Consider the following 14,644-nt stretch of genomic DNA (forward strand, 5'->3'; position numbering starts at 1 on the left):
AAGGAGGCATACATAACAATGAAAAAAAGCAGTTCCATCTTCATTCTGTTTTTGGCATTAGGGGTTTTCGGAATTATCACGACCGAAATGGGCATTATCGGCGTTCTTCCGCAAGTGGCGGACAGATTTCATATTTCTGCTTCAAAAGCGGGGTGGCTTGTCAGCATTTTCGCGTTCATCGTCGCTGTGTCGGGACCGTTTTTGACCTTGCTTGCTTCAGGTATAAACCGGAAAGTCATTCTGCTTTTGGCGGTGCTGATGTTTGCCGTTTCAAATGCGGTCTACGCGTATACGGCGCATTTCAGTGTCATGCTGGCGTTTCGGATCATTCCGGCTTTATGCCACCCGGTGTTCTTTTCTGTAGCGCTTGCGGCCGCGGCCCGGCTTGTCCCCGCCGGCCAATCCGGAAAAGCCGTAACGAAAGTCTTTTCAGGCATCACCGCCGGCTTTGCGTTCGGCGTGCCTTTCACGTCTTATCTGGCGGAGCGTCTCTCCCTTGAAGCCGCCTTCTTATTCGGCGCTATCATCAGTCTCATCGCATTCACGGGCATTCTTCTCTTTTTGCCATCCATGCCGGTCACAGAAAAAATGTCTTTCAGAAGTCAGCTCGGCATCCTTCGCAAACCGGCTTTGCGGCTCAATATCGCTGCCGTCACCTGTCTCTTTGCGGCCATGTTTTCTGTCTACAGCTATTTTGCGGAGTACCTCGGACGGGTGTCCCATATGAACGGCACATGGGTCAGCTTCATGCTGATGAGCTTCGGAGTGATTATGATAGCCGGGAATTTCGTCTTCGGCGCTTTGTTATATAAAAATATGAAAAAGACCGTCATCCTGTTTCCGCTTCTTTATACAGCCGCCTACTTGCTCATATACGGGTTTGGGACGTCTTTTGCGCCGATGGCCGTCCTCGTCTTCGTATGGGGCGCCGTTCATTCCGGCGGTCTCATTGTCAGCCAGACATGGCTTACTGCGGAAGCAAAGGAGGCGCCCGAATTCGGCAACAGCCTGTTTGTCTCTTTTTCCAACCTCGGCATCACCATCGGAACGGCGGCGGGCGGCTGGTTTATTTCACATTTGGGAATCCATCAGCTGATGTGGTGCGGCATCATGTTTGCCCTTCTGGCTTTCGGGCTGATCATGGGACGCTTGGCATGGGGAAAGAGGCTGCTCGCAGAAGCTTAAGCTCCGTTGCAAAATCCGGAATGATTACGTATAATATTCCAGATTAAAGCAAGGGAGAGAAAAAGATACATGGAAAGACCGGCAGGATTTTGGATTCGGTTTCTGGCTTACGTCATTGATCAAATCATCATAGGAATTCCGATTTTTATCATTCAATTTATGGTCTCTTTTTTATTTGCGGCAGGCGTTGCGGCGGCTGACCCCTTCATGACCGAAAATCAGTTTAACATCTCTTTTCTGGTGTTCGGCGTCATCCCGATTCTTGCGAGCTCTTTTGTGATCAGTATCTTATATTTCAGCCTGCTCACGGCCTCAAAGATGCAGGGGACACTGGGAAAAGCATTGCTCGGCCTTAAGGTCGTCAATGAGGATGGCGGACGGATATCCATCGGCCAGGCCTTCGGACGCGCTTTCGCATATATCATATCTAAGCTCATTCTTTATATCGGATTCATCATGGGCGCCTTCGGAGAGAAAAAAACGCTGCACGACATCATGTGCAGCACCCGTGTTGTCTATAAATAATGACCTCAAGTCCGGGCCTTTTGAGCCCGGGCTTTTTTATGACGGCTGTGCCCGCCTGATGTCAATGCCGCCCTTTCCGTCAGCCTCAATGCGGATCGTCCCGTTCACAATGACAGACAGCGGATGGAACTCCGCATGCTGATCAGAAAAAATCCAGCGGCGGCCGCTCGGCCCTAAAAGCAAAAACGCCCCATCATTGTAATCACCCATAAAATGAAACCCATTCTCCCTAAGAGGCGCATGCTTTCTCACCGGAATGCCGAAACGCTGCAGCTCCCTCCCGGTTGATACGACTTCGGCAGCCGTCAGATTCACCTCGCCGATATTCAGAACGGACTCAATCGAAAAATGTTCCGCGCTTGGCGGCGATGTTTCTCTCGCGATGAATTCCGCCAGATTGTTGGACGGATCTTTGAAATAAAAGGAACGCGCCTGAATATGAGAGAAATACACCTCATCCTCCCCATCTTCCGTTTGAAAAACGACTTTATCCTTTATCCACTCCTTCGCCTCATCAAAACGATTATTCGGAATGTTAAACGCGAAATGATACGTCGGATGAGAGTGAGAATCGGCGCGCCTGAATTCCAACTCACTTTCCCCCGCCTTGATGGTAAACGAATCACCGGACTCATCAATTAAAGAAAAACCTAACACCCGTTCATAGAAGTGTTTCGTCTCCTCCAACGCACAACTGTACAAAGTAATGTTATTTATTTGCATGATCATACCCCCTTTGTTTATAAAGACAATGAATATATCAATATTCTTGTCTGACTCCGTTCAAAAATGATTCAATATTCTCAATTCGGTAAGCAGTATAGGGGTGAGTGGAAGCTAATAAAGCGATAAAACCTTTTCGAACGTCAATATGTTCACGTTCAATCCGATAGAAAAATTCTAACAGCTCATCTCCGAAACCCGCTTTCGCAGCTACTTCATCTGCCCGATATTCAAAATCTCTGCTTCCGATATTCACAAAATAAAATCCCAAACGGCAGTACGTTATGTAACACCATCCGACCAGCCTGAAGAATATATTTAATAACCCCCCAGACACAGAAGGATTTGATCCGCCGTTCAGAAGCCCTTCAATACACCCCAGAATAAAACATATAAAGAATCCCATCACATACAGCGGCAACAGTGCGATACTCAAAATAGTAAAACTGGAATTAAACATCACAAGGTGTAATGTGTCTTTAAAAGCAAGATGCGCATACTCATGGGCCAGTACCGCTTTTAGCTCACCATCACTTAAATTTCTCATAGCCGCCGAAGTCAATCCTATCGTTTTAAACCCCAGTGCAAATGCATTAATACCCTCATCATCTATTAAAAAAAGATCCGCTTTTTTCACATGAGGATAATGTCTTTGTACGCTTACAAAAACTTCATCGTTTAACCTTTCAAGGTACTCCTTTTCTCCAATGGTTGCCGGGCGCCTTAACCCGGCCCTTATTCTATTTCTCCAGTCTCCAAAAAGTCCATAATTCATAAAGAATAACAATCCGTAAACGGATAAAAAAAGAAGAACCGTTGGAAAAAGTGCCAAAGGAAATAATTTTCTGAAGATCATAATTGAAATCAAAACTGTCAGCCCAGACCAAACAATGTATAAATAATTGAACTTTGTTTTTCTAACTTCCATTTTTGATCACCCTTTTTTATTATGTTTGAATGATTTACCACTACTTAAACTGTCTTTTTATTATCGGTTTCGAAAATAGCATTGTAAAGATGATCATCCATTTTTTTCCGAAAAAGAGGTGCTGTTTTTAACAGCACCTCTTTTTAATCACTCTTCAAAATAATCCAGGTCTACTCTCTTGATAACAAAAGTACTCTCTAAACTAACGCCGACATTATAGTTGAACATTAAATCCGTTAGCCTCTCTCCATCAATTAATATAATTTTTTTATCGATCACTTTAACATATTCTTTTGCGCCATCAGTAAATACAGATGTAGTAATAAACACACCCTTTTTCGCTTTTTTCCCATCCAGGCTGCCTGCAAATTTTTGTATTTCCGGTCGTGAAACAGAATCTTTCCATCTCTTGGCTTGAAGATAAATCATATCCAGTCCTAAAATATCTTCTTTGATAACTCCATCTATGCCGCCATCTCCAGATCTCCCTATAGCCGTGCCTGCATCTGTTAATGAACCGCCATATCCAAGAGCAACAAGCAATTCTACGACTAGTTTTTCAAAAAAGGCAGGAGAACATTTGTATATTTGGTTCAGTAACTCTTCTTTAATCTCATTTTTAACAGCATTATAATTCTGTTCAATGATTTCATTGGGAGTTCTGGGATCTGAAGTAATCGACGGCTCACTTTCCTGTTGATTGCTGTCTTTACCCGTCTGTTTGAATCTCTGAAAGCTCTTATACTTCATTAGAAATCTATTATCTATACTGGCGACACTCGGGTCATTAATTATTTCTAAGCCTTCGCTGGTGATCTGAAAAACACCCCGTCTGACAATGTCGATTAAACCGGCTTTACTTAAATATGTTCTTACCCAACCGATTCGATTATGAAGTACTTTTTGGTTTCCGCTGGGTAATAATTTTTCTGCATCTTCCTCTGACAGGTTTAACTCTTTTGCTAATTTCACGTATAAGTCTTGTAATCTGTGCTCCTTTTTATCTGAAAGAATCTTTAAAAAAGGGTACATAAATTCTTGATATCCTGGTATGGTCAACTTCTACACTCCTATTTAACGTCTTTGTTAAAACTGGCTTGATATTTATATTATTTTTGCGTTCCTAACACCCCTGCGTAATCATTTCACACTTAAATCTCTTTCAAAAAATCACTCATGATGATATATGAGGTAAAGCTAATATAAGAACAGCCGCTATCCATAATTGAATAAGTTCAAAACAAATACATATCTTTAAATTCCAGTCACCGGACTCATCATTTTTTTAAAAACCTAACACCCATTCATAAAAGTGTTCCTGAACAAAGTTACTTTATTTGCATGACCGTCCCCTCTTTGGTTTATACTACCATATAGAGGGTGGATTCTTGATATTATTCTGCACCAATTGAGAATCCCCCTTTCGCCCGGTGCTAAACATGTCAAACAGCGCCAAACCGCTTATACCAGGTGTTTTTGAACGTCTAAAGCAAAAAAAGCAGAAAATAATACCCCATATAGCTTGACAAAAAATAAATGTTATTTAATAATCTATATATAATTAGAATTATTATTGAAAGATAAAGTGAATGCTTTGTCTTTTTAATATATTTCAAATCACATTTCAGGAGGAAGATATTATGTCTTTAATCGGAAAAGAAGTACTGCCATTCGAAGCAAAAGCTTTCAAAAACGGTGAATTCATCGATGTAACAAACGAAGATTTGAAAGGTCAATGGAGCGTTTTCTGCTTCTACCCAGCGGATTTCTCTTTCGTTTGCCCGACTGAACTTGAAGATCTTCAAGGACAATACGCTGCACTGAAAGAATTAGGTGTTGAAGTATACTCTGTTTCTACAGATACTCACTTCGTACACAAAGGCTGGCATGACAGCTCTGAAAAAATCGGCAAAATCACTTATGCAATGATCGGTGACCCATCTCAAACGATCTCCCGCAACTTCGACGTTCTTGACGAAGAAACTGGTCTTGCTGACCGCGGAACATTCATCATCGATCCTGATGGCGTCATCCAAACAGTTGAAATCAATGCAGGCGGTATCGGCCGTGACGCAAGCAACCTTGTAAACAAAGTAAAAGCAGCTCAATATGTTCGTCAAAACCCAGGTGAAGTCTGCCCGGCTAAATGGGAAGAAGGCGGCGAAACACTTACACCTAGCCTTGATTTGGTAGGTAAAATCTAAGGAGTGCATTCCATTGGTACTTGATGCAAATATCAAAGCACAATTAAATCAATACATGCAGCTAATTGAGAACGACATTGTTCTCAAAGTAAGCGCCGGTGACGATGACACTTCTAAGGACATGCTGGCTCTCGTTGACGAGCTGGCTTCCATGTCATCTAAAATTTCAGTTGAAAAAACTGAATTAAACAGAACACCGAGCTTCAGCGTTAATCGTACCGGAGAAGACACAGGCGTTACATTCGCCGGTGTTCCTCTCGGCCACGAATTTACATCATTAGTGCTGGCATTGCTTCAAGTCAGCGGCAGAGCGCCTAAGGCTGATCAAAAGGTCATTGACCAGATTAAGAACATCAGCGGAGAATACCGCTTCGAGTCTTATATCAGCCTGACGTGCCACAACTGCCCTGATGTCGTCCAAGCATTAAACATGATGAGCGTGCTCAACCCGAATATCACTCATACAATGATTGACGGCGCGGCATTCAAAGAAGAAGTAGAAAGCAAAAACATTATGGCTGTTCCGACTGTTTTCTTAAACGGTGAATCTTTCGGAAGCGGCCGTATGACCATCGAAGAGATTCTCGCGAAAATGGGCAGCGGCGCAGATGCGTCTGAGTTTGCCGACAAAGAGCCGTTTGACGTTCTTGTTGTCGGCGGCGGACCTGCCGGCGCAAGCGCGGCGATCTACACGGCGCGTAAAGGCATCCGCACCGGTGTCGTCGCTGAACGCTTCGGCGGCCAGGTACTCGACACCATGAGCATCGAAAACTTCATCAGCGTCAAAGCGACTGAAGGACCGAAGCTCGCTGCAAGCCTTGAAGAGCACGTGAAAGATTATGATATTGACGTCATGAACCTTCAGCGCGCGAAACGCCTTGAGAAAAAAGACCTCTTCGAACTTGAACTTGAAAACGGCGCTGTACTGAAAAGTAAAACAGTGATCCTTTCAACAGGTGCCCGCTGGCGCAATGTCAACGTACCTGGTGAGCAAGAGTTCAAAAACAAAGGTGTTGCATACTGCCCGCACTGTGACGGACCATTGTTTGAAGGCAAAGACGTAGCGGTTATCGGCGGCGGAAACTCCGGAATCGAAGCGGCGATTGACCTTGCAGGTATCGTCAATCACGTGACTGTGCTGGAATTCGCGCCTGAACTGAAAGCAGACGAAGTCCTGCAAAAACGTCTTTACAGCCTGCCAAACGTCACTGTGCACAAAAATGCACAAACGAAAGAAATCACAGGCGACCAAAACGTAAACGGCATTACGTTCGTTGACCGTGAAACAGGCGAAGAAAAACACGTTGAACTCCAAGGTGTATTCGTCCAAATCGGTCTCGTGCCTAATACAGAATGGTTAGACGAAACTGTCGAACGCAACCGCATCGGCGAAATCATCGTCGATAAGAGCGGCGCGACAAGCGTTCCCGGCCTATTTGCCGCAGGGGACTGCACAGACGGCCCGTACAACCAAATCATTATCTCAATGGGATCAGGTGCAACTGCCGCTTTAGGCGCATTTGATTATTTGATCCGGAATTAATGTAAAAAGCGCTATCCTGCTTACACGGCAGGATAGCGCTTTTTTTATATTAAAACGGCATACTGCATGGCAGTACACCGTCTGAAGCAATTCAATCTGTCTTTCTCCCTCTCGCCCGATAGATGAGAAATAATCCAATAAACCACAGCGGCGTCAGCAGCAAAGCCGGGCGCGTTGCATCCGCAAACAGCATAATCACCAGAATGACGGCAAACAGCGCCAGCACGGCGTAATTGATAAACGGCGCAAACGGCGCCTTGAAAGACGAGCTTGCATGTAAGTCCGGACGGGTTTTCCTGTATCTGATATGACAGACCAGAATCACGCCCCACACCCAAATGAAACAAATCGCGCTGATGGTGGTCACGATGCCAAAAGCCGCTTCCGGTATCAATTTGCTTAAAAGAGCGCCAGCTGACAGCACAATAACCGATATCCATAATGCGCGGCTCGGCACATGATTTTTATTCAGCTTCGCAAAACTTGCCGGCGCTTGTTTCGTTTTGCTTAAGTTATACAAAATCCGGCTTGTTGAAAACATCCCGCTGTTACAAGCAGAAGCGGCAGACGTTAATACGACAAAATTAATGATTCCCGCGGCTAACGGGATGCCGACCAGACTGAAGGTCTTTACAAAAGGACTTTCCGCCGCATTCAGCTGCATCCACGGATTAATACATAAAAGAATGAGCAATGCCCCGACGTAGAAAAATAAAATCCGCAATGGAATTTTATTGATAGCGGACGGAATATTTTTTTTCGGATTTGACGTTTCCGCCGCCGACACACCCACTAATTCCACACCGACATAGGCGAAGATCACCATCTGGAACGAAAGCAAAAAGCCTGAAAATCCGTTCGGAAACAAGCCGCCGTGCTCCCACAGATTCGCCGCTGAAACCGTTCCGGTATGCGTTTTGAACCCATTCACCAGCAGAACCACACCGATGACAATTAACGCGAGAATCGTGACTACCTTAATTAAGGCGAACCAAAACTCCAATTCTCCAAAAATCTTAACCGTTAACAGATTAAGCCCTAATAAAATGAGCAAACAGATAAGTGCCGGAATCCACTGCGGAATATCAAACCAATATTTCACATACACACCGACGGCGATCACATCCGCCATAGCCGTCATAATCCAGCAAAACCAGTAGGTCCAGCCGGTGACAAACGCTGCACGCGGCCCTAAGTACGCCTCGGCAATATCCGTTAATGATTGGTATCCCGCTTTAGATAACAGCAGTTCTCCCAGCGCCCGCATGACGAAAAAAAGCGCAATACCTACAATAAAATACGCAAAGATGATAGAAGGACCCGCCAGCTGAATCGCCTTACCAGACCCTAAAAACAATCCGGTGCCGATCGTGCCGCCAATGGCGATCAGCTGCACGTGCCGATTCGATAAGTCCCTCTTTAGCTCTCGCTGCTCCACATCTGACTCCTCCTTACCTCTCTAGTGAACGACGAGCAAAAAAAGCCAATAAAAAAAGAGATTGGATGCCCTCCAATCTCATGGTCATAAGAATATCAAATTATATCTGCGCCGCTGACAATTAACAGCATGACAAATACATATTCGGTACTCTTCTGTCCTTTTGCCTGAGATTGTGAACCCTTCGGCGCCGCGGAAAACCCGCGGTCTCTCCAGAAGCCGCTCCTGCTGTAGTTCGACCCACAGCAATCATAGCCTGCTACGTATTGAGTTTCTGATAGAAACACCTATCAGCTAACTTTTTATTTTAATGGAAGTTGAATGCATTGTCAATAGAGGGATGAGCTGCACGGCGTTATCCCGGTCCAATTTTTGATGCCTGAAGCGCGTATTTTCCGTTTTCATTGTCTCAAAAAGGCGTTATGCGGTACTATCATATAAGGTCTAATCATTTAAACATTATGTCATACTTTAAATTCACTTTATCATACAATTGCTCGTAAATAAAAAGGGGATGGACGAGATTGGAAACGAAATATTTAGATCTGCTCGCACAAAAATACGATTGTGAAGAAAAAGTGGTCACGGAAATCATTAATCTGAAAGCGATACTGAACCTGCCGAAAGGAACCGAGCATTTCGTCAGTGATCTGCATGGGGAGTATCAGGCATTCCAGCACGTGCTGCGGAACGGTTCAGGAAGGGTAAAAGAGAAGATCCGCGATATTTTCAGCGGCGTCATTTACGATAGAGAAATTGATGAACTGGCGGCTTTGGTCTATTATCCGGAAGACAAACTGAAGCTGATCAAACATGACTTTGATACGAAAGAGGCATTAAACGAGTGGTATAAAGAAACGATTCACCGGATGATTAAGCTCGTTTCTTATTGTTCTTCCAAGTACACCCGCTCCAAATTGCGCAAAGCACTGCCCGCCCAATTTGCTTATATTTCTGAAGAGCTGCTGTACAAAACAGAACAAGCCGCCAACAAAGAACAATACTATTCCGAAATCATAGAACAGATCATTGCGCTCGGCCAGGCCGATAAGCTGATCACCGGCCTTGCCTACAGCACGCAGCGTTTGGTGGTCGACCATCTGCATGTTGTCGGCGATATTTATGACCGCGGACCGCAGCCGGATAAGATCATGGAAGAACTGATCAACTATCATTCAGTGGATATTCAATGGGGGAATCATGATGTTCTCTGGATAGGCGCTTATTCCGGCTCAAAAGTATGCCTGGCAAACATTATCCGCATCTGTGCCCGCTATGACAATCTGGATATTATTGAAGACGTTTACGGCATCAATCTGAGACCGCTATTGAACCTTGCCGAAAAATATTACGATGATAACCCGTCTTTCCGCCCGAAAGCGGACGAAAACAGACCGGAAGATGAGATTAAACAAATCACAAAAATTCATCAGGCGATCGCGATGATCCAATTCAAGCTTGAGAGCCCGATTATTAAGAGACGGCCGAACTTTAATATGGAGGAACGGCTGTTACTGGAAAAGATCGATTATGACCGCAATGAAATCACGCTGAACGGAAAAACATATCAACTGGAAAACACCTGCTTTGCGACGGTGAATCCCAAACAGCCTGATGAGCTGTTAGAAGAAGAAGCAGAAGTCATGGACAAGCTGCTGTTCTCTGTTCAGAACTCCGAAAAGCTGGGCCGCCATATGAATTTTATGATGAAAAAAGGCAGCCTTTATTTAAAATATAACGGCAACCTGCTGATTCACGGCTGTATTCCCGTCGATGAAAACGGCAGCATGGAAACGATGATGATAGAGGATAAAGCTTATGCAGGCCGTGAGCTGCTAGATGTTTTTGAACGGTTCTTACGGGAAGCGTTTGCCCATCCGGAAGAAACCGATGATCTGGCGACAGATATGACTTGGTACTTATGGACAGGCGAATACTCCTCCCTCTTCGGAAAACGCGCCATGACAACCTTTGAGCGGTATTTCATTAAAGAGAAGGAAACGCATAAAGAAAAGAAAAACCCGTATTACTATTTGCGTGAAGACGAAGCAGCCTGCCGAAACATCCTGAAGGAATTCGGTCTCAACCCGGATCATGGCCATATCATCAACGGTCATACACCGGTAAAAGAAATCGAAGGCGAAGATCCGATCAAGGCAAACGGAAAAATGATCGTCATCGACGGCGGCTTCTCCAAAGCCTATCAATCCACAACAGGCATTGCCGGCTACACGCTCTTATACAACTCCTACGGCATGCAGCTCGTCGCCCATAAACACTTTAACTCTAAGGCCGAAGTGCTGAGCACCGGAACCGACGTCTTAACAGTGAAACGATTAGTCGACAAAGAGCTGGAGCGGAAGAAAGTAAAAGAAACAAACGTCGGTGAAGAACTGATGAAAGAAGTGGCGATTTTGGAGAAACTGCGGGAGTATCGGTATATGAAATGAAGAATGGAGTTCAGAGATGATTCTCTGGGCTCTTTTTTTACGGTTTCCCTGTATGTAAAACGGATTTAACCGCTTCTTCAATCTCCCTATAACCCGTACATCTGCAAATATTGGACTCCAGCCAATTTTTTATCGTGTCATCACTTGCATTCGGCTCAGTATTCACTAAAGCATGACAATTCATGAGAAAACCCGGTGTGCAATAACCGCATTGAAACGCGAATTTTTCAATAAAAGCCTTTTGAATCGGTGTATTGATCAGTCCTTCAATTGTCGTAATGTCCTTTCCTTCCCCTTCTGCCGCAAGCATTAAGCAAGATTTCATCGGCACCCCGTCCGTTAATACCGTACAGGCGCCGCAATCCCCATTTAAGCAGCCCGGTTTTGCACCAGTTAATCCGAGACGAAGACGAAGAGCAAATAACAAAGTATCAGCCGGCCTGATCGTAATCTGTCTTTCCTCGCCATTTACTTTCAACGTAATAGGATCAGACATTTGGACCTCCTTCTAATTCCCGTAAGGCATCTAAAATTGTATTTTGCAAGACAAATATTCGGTATTCACTTGAGCCTTCTGCGTCATCAAGAACGGGTTTGGGTACATACTGTAAAGACCTGCGCACCCTGTCTTCTAATGAATAACTTTTATCGTTAAGCACAGCCTCCATTTCAGCAGAACGAAACGGAAATGGACATACGCCGCTGAAGGCCATTCTGATCTCATCATCTTTTTTCAGCGCACAGACTGTCACCAATGGATACCCGACATTCCACTGCTGTCTTCTTTTGATACTGACAAATGGCAGGTCAACGTACGCTCGATCGACAACGACATGAAATAAAAAATCACCTTTTTGCAACTGTATTTCCTTGTTAAATACTTTATTTATGGGACGGTAATGAATCCCCGCTCTCCCTGCAATCCCTATCAAACTATCAGAAATCAACAACGGCAGCACGGCCTCACGGTAATAGATGCCCCCGCAAATGTTTCCGCCCAGGCTGATCTTATTTCGAGTCGTCCGATCGGCTATTTCACTGACTGTTTTACTTAATAGCGGAAATGGATTTTCTTCCTCCAGTTTCGTTAATGACACGCCCGCTCCGATCACCAGATCATTTTCATAAAAGCGGATGGTTTGAAATTCCGGAAGCGCGTTCATATCTATCACCGCATCCGTATAGATGATATTCAGCCTTCCTAACGTGATAATTTCCGTGCCGCCGGAATAATACATTGGTGTTTTCTTTTCGGCCGCAAGCGAGTGAAATAGATTGATTGTTTGTTGAATGGTCTTCGGTTTAAAATAGTCGAAATCAAACGGTATCATCTTTCCACCCCTCTTGCGTTCTCCATAATTGTTCGGGAATGAGAGGAAGTTGATTCAATTGGACACCTAAAGCGGCGGACAGGCAATTTCCCAATGCTGCCGGCATCCCCAACAGTCCGTGTTCCCCGCCGCCGCGCGCTCCATAAGGCGCAATCACATGCGGGGTTTCAACAAATTCAATGATATATTCAGGCTGCTCTCCATAGTGAAGGGGGCGATATGTTCTAAGCTGAGGATTTAATACTCTTCCATATGGATCAAATACAAAGGTTTCTCTTCCTCCAAATGCGATTCCCATACTCATCCCCCCCATCACTTGACCCCTTGCAGCTTTTTCATTCAGTACAGTTCCTATATCCACAACAGAATAGGCTTTTGTAATTCGATACGTATAATCCCGTTTATCCAACTCAACTTCAATTCCCTGAGCACCGACAGCCCACTCGGGTCCCGGCTTCCCTCTTCCCGTTTCCCGGTCTAAATTCGTCATCCGGGTTAATGTGTAATTGCCGCTCGCAATGATTTGGCCGCCAATGGTATTTCCATTCGGAAACGTATATCCGTAAGCAATGTCTTTTATTTCAACATGTACAGAAGGATGATCTATAAAATAAACCTTTCCGTCGGCCACTTCCAATTCCTCGACAGGAACCCGCAACACACATGATGCCACGTCTTTCAGCTTTCGAATGGCTTCCTCCGCTGCATTCAGTACGGCTCTTCCGGCCATTAACGTCCCTCTGCTCCCCACGGTTTTCCAATGCTCGGGTGTTGTTTGTGTATCTATAAGCATTTTTACGTGAATTTTGCTTATATCCATTTTCATTCGTTCCGCTAAGATTTGGGCTAGCACTGTTTTTGTCCCTGTTCCAATTTCCACTACCCCTGACATCAAATTAATGCTTCCATCGGGATTAAAGGTTAAAAGAACCCCGGATGTTGCATTTGTATCAAATGTTGAGGTTTTCCAGATACAGCTGATTCCCTTCGCCCGTATCTTCCGGCCATCGATTTCAATTCGCTGTCCCTCGGACCAATTCATTAATTCCTTCAATCTCTCAATGCATTTCGGCACATTTCCGACCGTGCTTGAATTGAGAAGAACTTGAGTCGGTGTGGTGTCACCGGGGCGAATGGCATTTTTATAGCGGAGTTCTAACGGGTCCATGTTCAGCTTTTCCGCCAATACATCCATCGTCCGCTCAAAGGCAAATAACACTTCAGCATGGCTGTATCCCCTGAATGCACTTGGATATGGATGATTCGTATACATACAATATGAATCACACCGTATATGATCGATCGCGTACGGACCCGTACAATCAACCACCGCAGCCCGGCTGATGTCCACTCCTTTATCAGAATACGCTCCGCCATCAAATAAAAACTGAATGTCCGCCGCCTTTAAGATTCCATCCTTTGCAGCCCCTAATTTGACAATGGCATCCAACCCGATATGAACGGGAGATGTGATCAGATCCTCTTCTCTCGTATTAAACAATTTGACGGGCCGGCCTCCGACTGCTTTTGATGCCAAATAGGCAATCACCTCTAACTGAACGGCTGCTTTTCCCCCGTAAGCCCCACCTACTAAAGGCGTTTTGACGATCACCTTTCCGGGTTCGATTCCAAAATACCACTGCATTAATTTTTTAATGGCAAAAGGAGCTTGAGAGGATGTGGTAATGATAATCTCCTCATCCGCCCGAATTTCAACAATCGAGCATCTTGTTTCCATCGCAGCGTGATCAGAAGGGTTAAAGGAAATCTGGAATTCTGCTGTCACATCACTTTCCCTAAACCCGTCTTCAATATTTCCTTTTTTAACCTTATCCAGGTTTGCGATATTTGTCTTCGGAACCGGGAATACACCTTTTGTCTTCTCATAGCGGTCCGCATGTTCATGGACGAGTGGCGCATCCTTTTGAAAGGCCTCACGGGGGGAATTGACGACGGGAAGAGGTTTATAGGATACTTTGATGGCATCCGCTGCCTTTTTAGCTGTAATCGGATTTTCCGCAACAACAACAGCAACCGGCTCACCATGGTATCTGACCCTTTTATAAGCAATCGGCGATCTGTCTTTAATTTCCTCACCTGCAAGCGGAAAAGGTTCATCACCCAATATCGCTCTCACGCCGGGAATCTTCCAAGCTTCTGAAAAGTCCATAGACACAATATCGGCATGCGCATATGGACTGATCAGCATTTTTGCGTGTAATGTGCCTGTTTCTTGAAAATCATCCGTATATTTCGCTTTACCCGTCACTTTTTCAAGGGCCTCTTTTCGAATGACACTCTTCCCGATATACTCCAA

12 protein-coding genes and 1 riboswitch are annotated in these 14,644 nt (G+C 44.8%); of the genes, 5 read left to right on the plus strand and 7 right to left on the minus strand.

Annotated features, from left to right (window positions below; genetic code table 11):
• Window positions 1-18 precede the first annotated feature (18 nt).
• Together JNUCC21_RS20760 and JNUCC21_RS20765 are read left to right on the plus strand one after the other, a co-directional pair.
• Window positions 19-1,185 carry an MFS transporter gene (locus JNUCC21_RS20760; RefSeq protein ID WP_369878460.1) on the plus strand — a complete coding sequence of 389 codons (1,167 nt, stop codon included), beginning with the start codon at window positions 19-21 and terminating at the stop codon, window positions 1,183-1,185.
• 69 nt (window positions 1,186-1,254) lie between these two features.
• Complete coding sequence (locus tag JNUCC21_RS20765) at window positions 1,255-1,710, plus strand: RDD family protein (protein WP_014419310.1); 456 nt, start codon at window positions 1,255-1,257, stop codon at window positions 1,708-1,710.
• A 36-nt stretch (window positions 1,711-1,746) separates the two neighbouring features.
• Here the strand turns inward: JNUCC21_RS20765 and JNUCC21_RS20770 are convergent, their stop codons facing one another.
• From JNUCC21_RS20770 to JNUCC21_RS20780, 3 genes are all read right to left on the minus strand, one after another.
• On the minus strand, window positions 1,747-2,433 hold the full coding sequence (locus tag JNUCC21_RS20770; protein ID WP_072589750.1) for a VOC family protein: 687 nt from the start codon (window positions 2,431-2,433) through the stop codon (window positions 1,747-1,749).
• A gap of 37 nt (window positions 2,434-2,470) precedes the next feature.
• On the minus strand, window positions 2,471-3,361 hold the full coding sequence (locus tag JNUCC21_RS20775; protein ID WP_369878461.1) for a M48 family metalloprotease: 891 nt from the start codon (window positions 3,359-3,361) through the stop codon (window positions 2,471-2,473).
• Between the two features lie 147 nt (window positions 3,362-3,508).
• On the minus strand, window positions 3,509-4,420 hold the full coding sequence (locus JNUCC21_RS20780; protein ID WP_369878462.1) for a restriction endonuclease: 912 nt from the start codon (window positions 4,418-4,420) through the stop codon (window positions 3,509-3,511).
• A gap of 581 nt (window positions 4,421-5,001) precedes the next feature.
• Between JNUCC21_RS20780 and ahpC the strand changes: the two genes are divergently transcribed.
• Window positions 5,002-5,565, plus strand: a complete 564-nt coding sequence (gene ahpC / locus JNUCC21_RS20785; protein WP_004393188.1) for an alkyl hydroperoxide reductase subunit C — start codon at window positions 5,002-5,004, stop codon at window positions 5,563-5,565.
• 13 nt (window positions 5,566-5,578) lie between these two features.
• Window positions 5,579-7,108 (plus strand): alkyl hydroperoxide reductase subunit F, encoded by a 1,530-nt coding sequence (gene ahpF, locus JNUCC21_RS20790; RefSeq protein WP_007614902.1) that lies wholly within the window; start codon window positions 5,579-5,581, stop codon window positions 7,106-7,108.
• A gap of 91 nt (window positions 7,109-7,199) precedes the next feature.
• On the opposite strand, the gene JNUCC21_RS20795 is transcribed toward ahpF, so the two are convergent.
• Window positions 7,200-8,546 (minus strand): amino acid permease, encoded by a 1,347-nt coding sequence (locus JNUCC21_RS20795; protein WP_072589751.1) that lies wholly within the window; start codon window positions 8,544-8,546, stop codon window positions 7,200-7,202.
• A gap of 145 nt (window positions 8,547-8,691) precedes the next feature.
• Window positions 8,692-8,772: riboswitch (glycine riboswitch) on the minus strand.
• Between the two features lie 298 nt (window positions 8,773-9,070).
• Here JNUCC21_RS20795 and fbp point away from each other — a divergent pair.
• Window positions 9,071-10,996: a fructose-1,6-bisphosphatase gene (gene fbp / locus JNUCC21_RS20800; protein ID WP_014419314.1), complete on the plus strand. Its 1,926-nt coding sequence runs from the start codon at window positions 9,071-9,073 to the stop codon at window positions 10,994-10,996.
• A 37-nt stretch (window positions 10,997-11,033) separates the two neighbouring features.
• Here the strand turns inward: fbp and JNUCC21_RS20805 are convergent, their stop codons facing one another.
• From JNUCC21_RS20805 to JNUCC21_RS20815, 3 genes are read right to left on the minus strand one after another with little or no spacing between them, the layout of a single operon-like run.
• On the minus strand, window positions 11,034-11,492 hold the full coding sequence (locus tag JNUCC21_RS20805; RefSeq protein ID WP_072589752.1) for a (2Fe-2S)-binding protein: 459 nt from the start codon (window positions 11,490-11,492) through the stop codon (window positions 11,034-11,036).
• Window positions 11,485-12,327, minus strand: coding sequence for a xanthine dehydrogenase family protein subunit M (locus JNUCC21_RS20810; RefSeq protein ID WP_033574299.1), 843 nt, complete (start codon window positions 12,325-12,327; stop codon window positions 11,485-11,487). The genes JNUCC21_RS20805 and JNUCC21_RS20810 overlap by 8 nt, the downstream gene beginning before the upstream one ends.
• Window positions 12,314-14,644 carry a xanthine dehydrogenase family protein molybdopterin-binding subunit gene (locus tag JNUCC21_RS20815; RefSeq protein WP_369878463.1) on the minus strand — a complete coding sequence of 777 codons (2,331 nt, stop codon included), beginning with the start codon at window positions 14,642-14,644 and terminating at the stop codon, window positions 12,314-12,316. The genes JNUCC21_RS20810 and JNUCC21_RS20815 overlap by 14 nt, the downstream gene beginning before the upstream one ends.

The sequence above is a fragment of the Bacillus sp. JNUCC-21 genome (assembly GCF_041222765.1).
In the GTDB taxonomy this organism is placed as follows: Bacteria; Bacillota; Bacilli; order Bacillales; family Bacillaceae; genus Bacillus; species Bacillus velezensis.

Bases quoted from the DNA above. Each gene is read 5' to 3' on its own strand.
- JNUCC21_RS20760 (WP_369878460.1), top strand. From the start codon at position 19: ATGAAAAAAAGCAGTTCCATCTTCATTCTGTTTTTGGCATTAGGGGTT.
- JNUCC21_RS20765 (WP_014419310.1), top strand. From the start codon at position 1,255: ATGGAAAGACCGGCAGGATTTTGGATTCGGTTTCTGGCTTACGTCATT.
- JNUCC21_RS20770 (WP_072589750.1), bottom strand. From the start codon at position 2,433: ATGCAAATAAATAACATTACTTTGTACAGTTGTGCGTTGGAGGAGACG.
- JNUCC21_RS20775 (WP_369878461.1), bottom strand. From the start codon at position 3,361: ATGGAAGTTAGAAAAACAAAGTTCAATTATTTATACATTGTTTGGTCT.
- ahpC (WP_004393188.1), top strand. From the start codon at position 5,002: ATGTCTTTAATCGGAAAAGAAGTACTGCCATTCGAAGCAAAAGCTTTC.
- JNUCC21_RS20805 (WP_072589752.1), bottom strand. From the start codon at position 11,492: ATGTCTGATCCTATTACGTTGAAAGTAAATGGCGAGGAAAGACAGATT.
- JNUCC21_RS20810 (WP_033574299.1), bottom strand. From the start codon at position 12,327: ATGATACCGTTTGATTTCGACTATTTTAAACCGAAGACCATTCAACAA.